The organism is Lysinibacillus sp. FJAT-14745, assembly GCF_001275675.1.
Lineage (GTDB): Bacteria > Bacillota > Bacilli > Bacillales_A > Planococcaceae > Lysinibacillus.
Map to the genome: position 1 here is coordinate 259,784 of NZ_LITM01000002.1, position 8,127 is coordinate 267,910.

Below are 8,127 nucleotides of genomic sequence, written 5' to 3' on the forward strand. Positions count from 1 at the left end.
CCCATCTTTTCCTCCGTTTACGTTTGGAAACAGGTCATTGATTTTGTCATCCCCGGATTTTGGTGATGAGCCATAAAAGGACTAACTGTTAAAGTAACAATACGATAAGATCTAAACAGATCCACAACTTTAAGTTAGCTACCGTAGCAATTTTAAATTAATTAGCCTATAATAACTCAAATAAGTTTATCCCTTCTTCCATTTATAGGGGATATTTGCCCAATCGTAAAATATATTAAAAAGGAAAAATAAAATTGAAATTCCAATAATTTGTCCCCATTGAATGTCATCACGAAATAACCATTGAAATGTAATAAATAGTAGAAAAAAAATTAACGAATATTGTATATTTTTCTTTATAATTTTCATCATATTCATCCTCCCCACACAATAATATACCATTTCTACTTATTTGAAGAAACCTTCCCCGTTAGTTTCAATAAGCACATACTTTATTCTGAAAAGGTAACAATATAATTAATTAGATAAACTCGTAAAGGTGTATTGTAGAAAATGAAAAAGATTTTAGTCGTTTTTATACTATCTATTGTTCTTATTACTTCTTTTCAAAAAACAATTGTTTCATCAGCTAAATCATCCTTGAACAAATCTTCTCTGTCATGTGGAAAACATTGAAGCGGCTCATCGGACGCCCTCCAAAAAACATTATAGAACCATTTTTATCAAAGCGACAAAAAAAGCTTCTTGTCCATAATGGACAGAAGCGCAGTTATTTTAGCCAAGTCAAATAGTACTTATTCTACTATGCATTTTTACCTGTATATTTACTCTTATGGTATTGTGATAAAACTAATACTAAGCTAGTCACAAGGACGATAAGTAATGCAATAAATTGCGAAGTTGAAAATATCCCTACTTGTCCCCGGATTACATCACCTCTGTAAAACTCAATTACAAATCTTCCTGCACTATAAAGAAGCAAATACAGACAAGAAACTAGTCCAGGTTTTTTAGTCTTTCTCGCTAATAGAAGCAAAAGTATACATAGTGTAAAACTAAACACACTCTCCATAATTTGTGTAGGTATTAATTTAATATCATTCGGTGCAATTTCTGAGTTATGAAAAGTAATTCCAAACGGACTATGTGTTTCTTCTCCATAGCAGCAGCCAGCAAGTAGACAGCCAATTCTTCCAAATCCCTGAGCTAGTGCAATTGAGGGGACAAAAAGATCAAGGTATTGCAAAAATTCAATATTATGTAGTTTACAATAAATGAAACCAGCCAAAATCCCGCCAATAATTCCACCGTAAACAACAAATCCTTCACCAATATTCCAAAGAATGCTAGGATTATTGATGATATTTGGGAATTGAGTAATCCAATACAAAAGCTTTGCCCCAGTAAAACCACCTATCAATCCCCACACTGTCAAAGAATAAACATTTGATAAATCAAACTGACGGTTCTTAGCACGATAAACAATAAGTTGATATGCAAAGAATATGCCCAGTGCAATCATTAATCCATACCCATATATGGTGATCGGTCCTATTTTGAGAAGTTCATTATACATACTCTTCCTCCTTAAACTTAATTTATTTAAGTTGTTGGTGATTTTCACTACACCTATTATTCCATAAAGCAAATTTTTTCTAAACCAAAAACAAAAATTATCATTTTACTTTTTTAGCAATAAGGAGGTCTATACAATATTTAAACACCCTGCCGCTTACGCTTCGTTTTCGCATAGAAAACATTTGTTGCCCCGACGCCAGGAAATCACCCCTCATTTTGCCGGAGAGCCTTACTTTATTGAAGTTGACACTTTAATGACGCAATAGCTTTTCAACACATAAAGGACAGATGAAAATATATTCATCCGCCCTTCTACTTATTTTTGTTTCTTTTTATAAAAAATCGTAGCTACAACAAGTAAAAGTAAAATCGCTTGTCCTAGCATTGTTTCTACTGTTGGATAGAAACCTATGAAGCTGACAACTGGCAAGCCATCTACAATTGTTGTTGAAACAGTACCTCTTAGCTGTAAAGTGTGCAGACTGACACCAATAATTTTAAATGCCAATACATAGATTAACACTGTTGCCACTGCGAAAAATTTATGAATTGGAATTTTTCCACTTGCTTTAAATAACACAAATGCAAAAATAGCTAATATTAAAAGTGCTACTACGATCCCTAGCACAAATTGAGATGTCTCCATTTTAGGTGCAATTCCTGCATAGAAGACAAGTGTTTCTGCCCCTTCACGGAAGACGGATAGGAAGCTAATGGCTGCCATCGCAAACACTGAGCCACTCGAGATTGCATTGCCCATTCGTTTAGAGATATAGCGATTCCAGCTTGTCACACTTGATTTACTATGGAGCCAAATACCAACTCCAATCATCATTGCGGCAGCTAGTAAGCCAATATAACCTTCCATCAGCTCTCGACTTGTATCGACTGTTGCAGAGTGGAAAATTGTCGACATTAAAATAGCAGCTACTGCTGATAGTAAGATCCCTACAAATGCACCAACATATATCCATTTGCGCATTGTTTTTTGTCCAGACTTCTCTAAGAACGATACTAATGCCATAATAATGAGGAGTGCCTCTAAGCCCTCTCGCAGTAAGATTAATGCTGCATCCCACAGTGTATAATCTGAGTCTCCTTGAATTAGCTCAATTTCAGTGCGGAAAGTATCAAGCTTACTTTTAATTGCTTTGACATCGACGTTAGACTTTAATAAGTCACTAACGAGGATCGGCATATCACTTTCAATTTTTGTATAAAGGCTACCGTTACGTGTTGAAATATCAATTTCTACACTCGGCCATATTTTAATAAACTCTCGAATTTTATCAGATGCAGCCTTGTAGTTACCTGCATCGATAAAATCATTCGCCTCATCAATATAAGCAATCAATGTAGCTAAAGAATATTTTCCTTCTACAACCTTTGCCGTATCATTTCCTGCTACAAAATCCTCAATTGTTTGTTTTAATTCTGCATATTGAGATTGCATTAAGGCTACATCTGGCTTTTCGGAAGCAAGTGAAATCCGTATGAAGGCCATTTGTGTTTCAATTTGGCCGTACATCGCAATACTTTGCTCACGTACTGGACGTTCAATTTTTTTCCATTTTGCATTAAAATCCTTATAGGCTGTGTCGATTGTAGTTAGATCAGCACTTGCTAAGGCATCTTCAAATGCTTTCATGATAGGTTTGAATTTCTTGCCAAATTCTGCTCGCTGCGCCGCTTCATCTACAGGATTCTCAAGCTTTTCTAAAGCACGTAAGGCATTTGACAAGTCAGACAGTGCCTTTAAACGTTCATCCTTGGAAGTAGCTTTAACTGCTTGCGCAAGAATTTCATCTACTTTTTCTTTTGCATCCTTTTGCTCAGATGTGACCGACGCCCAATCTGTTGCAAATTGTTCTAGGGCACGTTCTGCCTCAGCTTCTTTGTCCTGCTTCGTATTCATTAGCGCATCACTAATAGAAATGTACAAGTGACTATATGATTGCGCTGCCTGCACTGGTACAGCAAGTGCCAATAACAAGCAAAGTACTAAACTACAGCGCGTTAAAAAGTGCTTCACCTATATAACTCCCCTTTGATACTCCAGGGAAGCAAGCAAACACTCCGCTGCCTCGATGGGTAATATATTCATTCATTTTATCCATACGCCCTAAGCTATTTTGAACCGTTGTAAATTGGGCTGGGTTTTTTTGAAAAGAAATAAACAAGAGTCCCGCATCATGCGCGCCTGTATTCGTCATAACACCTGATGCATAAGAGTAAGAACGACGTAAAATTCGTGCACCTGATTTACGTGCCAAATGCACATGTGAAGTATCCGGCATAATATACTCACCGTTGCTATCCTTCGCCTCTACATCGAAATCATCGAACTCTTTCTTTTTCCCAAAAGGTGCACCACTATCGCGATAACGACCAAATGTTGCCTCCTGATCTTTTAACGATGTGCGATCCCAAGTTTCAAGATGCATCTGAATTTTACGGGCAACTAAATAAGAGCCGCCTTTTAGCCAGCCTTTATCGACCCATACTACTTTATTTAAATCTTTGTCATCGGTATTCGATGGATTTACCGTACCATCCTTGAATGCAAATAAATTTCTAGGTGATCCTCCACCTGCAGGGAAAGAGTTAAAGCCTGCCTGGGACCATTTAATTTCTACCTTACCAGATGCTGCACGAACTAAATTACGCACTGCGTGGAACGCTACTTGCGGATCATCCGCACATGCTTGAATACAAAGATCTCCGCCAGTAAACTCTTTTTGAAGCTGATCTTTTGGGAAATGAGGTAAGTCTTTTAATTCCTCAGGCTTCAAATGCTGGATACCAAGCTTATCAAACAAAGATGGTCCAACACCTATCGTAATCGATAAATTTGAAGCATCTAAGCCCTCCGCTTCACCTGTATCCCCAGTTGGCACTCTAGTATTGGTTGTTAAATCTACCATTAATTCACCGTTCATTAAGCGTACAACAAGAGGTGTCCATTGTTTGAACAACTCTTGTAGCTCTTTCTTTGATGTAAATAAAACATCTAAAGAAGCAAAATAAATATTTGTCTGAACTGGTGTAATAATACCTGATTGATGTTTTCCATAGAAATCAACTTTATTACGTGCTGTCTTGCTATCCGCAACAGGCTCGAACACGTCATAGCCCATTACTTTCATAACACCACCTAAGCCAGAAGCACCGATAGCTACACCAGCTACCCCCATGCCTGTTAGCTTTAACATGTCACGTCTAGATATTTTTTTATTCATCCATTTTTCATCATTTGATGCTGTCATTTATTATCACTCCAAAATAATACCCATTTGACTTAATGGTTCTCCAAGTTGATTAACTGCTGCTGCAAGCGCTTTTGTGTTTTCTTCCGTTAATTCTTTGTATGAAACATACCCGCCATCAGCAGTCGCATGCTGTGCCAATAAATCATCCACCGCTTTGAATTTTTCATCTAAAGTTGCTACTAAGTCTTTGTCTTTCGCTTCTAATTTCGGACGTAGGATTTCAAAGATTTTTTCTGCGCCTTCGATGTTTGCTTTAAAGTCATATAGGTCTGTGTGAGAGTAGATTTCTTCTTCACCAGTGATTTTAGAAGTTGATACTTCATTTAATAAATCAACAGCACCCGTAATCATTATATCTGGTGTTACTTCTACAGTTTGAACTAATGCGTGTAATTCTTTTGCGTCTGCTAGTAGTTTATCTGCTATTGCCTCGTAACCAGCAGTTTTATTTTCTACCCACAGCGCATGTTCAAGCTTATGATAGCCCGTCCATTCTTCCTCGCCCTTGCCTTCTTCTTGGATATCAGCTAAACGACCATCAATACGTGGGTCAAGGTCACCAAAGCTCTCTGCAATAGGCTCTGAACGCTCGAAATACATACGTGCTGGTGCATAAGCTGCTTTTGCTTTTTCAATGTCACCGGCTTTAAATGCGTTTACAAATTTTTCTGTCTCTATTAAGAATTGATCCATTTGCTCTAACGCAAATTTTTGATAGGCTGCTAGTTCAGCGGATAGATCAACTTTTGTAGTTTTTTCTGCTTGCTCTGTTGCCGGCTTATCTTCTTTTTTAGCTTCATCTGTATTGCCACAGCCAGTCATAAGAATGCCCCCTGCAACTAATACTGACAATAATGATGTTTTTTTCATGCTAAGTACCTACTTCCGAAATAGTTTATATTGAGAATGATAATGATTATCATAGTCAATTGCAAGAAGTTTTTTTATTTAAAGAAAAAAACATCATTATCTAGTTGATAATGATGTTTTTTCTTCAATATAACGATTCTAAATTATGAAATTTTTGCTTGTTATCAATTATGCCTCGGCATAATTGCGTCCGGAATCGGCTTTGTGCTTGCACAAAGAACTCCATTCCGATTCCGTGACATCCGCCGGAGGCTTTAACTTCTTTCAGTGGATGTTTGGACACCCGCTGAAAAGTGACTTAAAATTACATTCATCTCACCAACTATAGAGGTGGGAGATTTCTACTGGAAGAAGTTAATTTTTCATGTTTTCCATATAAGAAATAATAAAGGACAATTGACACTAAAATAACGAATACCATCGCGAAGAAAATAGCACTGTACCCCGACGTAGGGACGAAAAATCCTAAGAAATAAGGACCAGCCCCTAAACCTAAATCATATAAGATAAAATATGTCGATGTCGCAAGTCCTAAACGCTCATTTGGTGTAACTTTAATAGCTATTGCTTGCGCTACTGAATTGAAATTGCCATAACCTATCCCTATGCAAGCAGCAGCTAGTAAAAAGACAACACTACTTGTCGCCGAACTAAAGGCATACATACCGATCGCAAAAATGACTAGACATGGGTAGATAATAATGTTCGCACCTCTAGTATCTAGTAATTTCCCTGTAAATGGGCGTGTCGCTAAAATAACAATGGCATAAATAATAAAGAAATAACTTCCCGCTGTTACTAAATCAAGCTCTTTCGCGTAAAACGTCATAAATGACATAACTCCTGAGTAGGCAAAGCCAATTACGAGCGCCACGAAAGCAATTGGCACAGCGCGCATTTCGATAAAATTGCTTAGCTTAAAGCCTGTTTTCTCTACCATTTCTTTGGCCTTCTTCGGTGCATCTGGAACGTTTACGATAAAATACATTAAAAAGCAAACAATAGCTAATACAGAATCAACAGCAAAAATCATACGATAATCTTCAAACAGCTGTGTTAAAAGAATACCTACAAAAGGTCCTATAGCTGTTGCTAAAATAGCACTTAAGCTGTAATAGCCAATACCTTCCCCTCGTCGATCAGGCGGTAAAATTTGTGCAATAATTGTTCCTGTCGCCGTACTAGCCACCCCAAGTGCAATCCCTTGTACTAAACGATTGATCATTAATAGCGGCAAATTCGTCGCGATAAAATAAGACATCGTTGATAGCATAAACAATAATAATCCACAAAATAATGTTTTTTTGCTACCCCAATCTCCAATGATCCGTCCTGTCCCGAGTCGACCAAATAAAGTACCAATAATAAAAATACTCGATACTAGCCCTGCCGTACTAGTTGAAGCCCCAAAATGCTCAACCGCATAGCCTGCAATTGTTACCATCAATAAATAAAAAATTAATGTAATGGTAAAGTTAATAAGTGAGACGATTAAAAAGTCCTTCGTCCAAAGTTTTTGTCTAGATGCTTCCACTTTTCTCTCTCCTACCGATTGATGTTTGCACAAATATTCGCTAAAACTTGTGTCGCAATTTCAATATCCTGCATTGATACGCCTGCGAGTGCCTGTTCAAAAAATGGTTTTAATTGTGCCTGAATTTCTTGCACAATCTCTTCACCATAAGCCGTTAATTGAACAAGCTTCTCGCGCTTATCCCTACCCGCTACCGTTTCCACATAGCCAAGCTCCACAAGCTTTTGCACAAGCCTTGTCACACTCGGCTTTTCAATAAACATAAAATTCGCAATATCAACAAATGTATGTGGCCCTTTATCCTTTAATAATCGAAGGAGAGCCCATTGAGAGCTATACAACTGATATTCCTCCAACTGCACATTCACTTGATTAATAAACGGTCTGTACATTAAACGGTATTGATTAAAAAATTCTTGTTCGATTGTCAAAAATACCACTCCTTTTAAATTACATCCTCATTAATCTACCCATCTTTAAAGGTAGGAGCTTCTACTGAATGAAGATAAATTAGTTAGCCTAGCTAACTATATACTTTTAAATTCTATTTGTCTAGTAGGGAAATAGTGAGAAATCCTGCCAGTTTCGGGGTGTTCTTTCCGTCGGGGCGAGGGTTCTTTCCGTCGATGCAGGAGTTCTTTCCGTCGCTCTGAGACTTCTTTCCGTCGTTGAGACCTCCCTTTCCGTCGACGCTGATTTTATCCGTCGCTTCGGCATTTCTTTCCGTCGATGTCGGAGTTCTTTCCGTCGCTCTGAGACTTCTTTCCGTCGATGGGGCATCGCTTTCCGTCGCCGCTAATTTTATCCGTCGCTTCGGCATTTCTTTCCGTCGATGTCAGAGTTCTTTCCGTCGCTCTGAGACTTCTTTCCGTCGTTGAAGTATTCCTTTCCGTCGACGCTGATTCTATCCGTCAC

6 protein-coding genes are annotated in these 8,127 nt (G+C 37.9%); all 6 read right to left on the bottom strand.

Annotated elements, in window-relative coordinates; genetic code table 11:
• Nucleotides 1–763 precede the first annotated feature (763 nt).
• The 6 genes from AMS59_RS02775 to AMS59_RS02800 all read right to left on the bottom strand — a co-directional run bounded on the left by AMS59_RS02775 (nucleotide 764) and on the right by AMS59_RS02800 (nucleotide 7,643).
• Nucleotides 764–1,537, bottom strand: coding sequence for a prolipoprotein diacylglyceryl transferase (locus AMS59_RS02775; RefSeq protein WP_053482236.1), 774 nt, complete (start codon nucleotides 1,535–1,537; stop codon nucleotides 764–766).
• Nucleotides 1,538–1,855: 318 nt separating this feature from the next.
• Entirely contained in the window at nucleotides 1,856–3,571 is a 1,716-nt protein-coding gene (locus AMS59_RS02780; protein ID WP_053482237.1) for an FTR1 family protein, read from the bottom strand.
• The gene (gene efeB / locus AMS59_RS02785) at nucleotides 3,546–4,805 is read right to left on the bottom strand and encodes an iron uptake transporter deferrochelatase/peroxidase subunit (protein ID WP_053482238.1); all 1,260 of its coding nucleotides are present in this window, start codon (nucleotides 4,803–4,805) and stop codon (nucleotides 3,546–3,548) included. The genes AMS59_RS02780 and efeB overlap by 26 nt, the downstream gene beginning before the upstream one ends.
• A 6-nt stretch (nucleotides 4,806–4,811) precedes the next feature.
• Nucleotides 4,812–5,678, bottom strand: coding sequence for an iron uptake system protein EfeO (gene efeO / locus AMS59_RS02790; RefSeq protein ID WP_053482239.1), 867 nt, complete (start codon nucleotides 5,676–5,678; stop codon nucleotides 4,812–4,814).
• A 322-nt stretch (nucleotides 5,679–6,000) separates the two neighbouring features.
• A complete protein-coding gene (locus AMS59_RS02795) occupies nucleotides 6,001–7,212 on the bottom strand; it encodes an MFS transporter (protein ID WP_053482240.1) in 1,212 nt (403 codons plus the stop codon).
• An 11-nt stretch (nucleotides 7,213–7,223) separates the two neighbouring features.
• Entirely contained in the window at nucleotides 7,224–7,643 is a 420-nt protein-coding gene (locus AMS59_RS02800) for a MarR family winged helix-turn-helix transcriptional regulator (RefSeq protein ID WP_053482241.1), read from the bottom strand.
• Nucleotides 7,644–8,127 lie beyond the last annotated feature (484 nt).

What these genes read in the sequence shown, in the direction of transcription:
- efeO (WP_053482239.1), bottom strand. Translation starts at nt 5,678, where the DNA reads ATGAAAAAAACATCATTATTGTCAGTATTAGTTGCAGGGGGCATTCTT.
- efeB (WP_053482238.1), bottom strand. Translation starts at nt 4,805, where the DNA reads ATGACAGCATCAAATGATGAAAAATGGATGAATAAAAAAATATCTAGA.
- AMS59_RS02775 (WP_053482236.1), bottom strand. Translation starts at nt 1,537, where the DNA reads ATGTATAATGAACTTCTCAAAATAGGACCGATCACCATATATGGGTAT.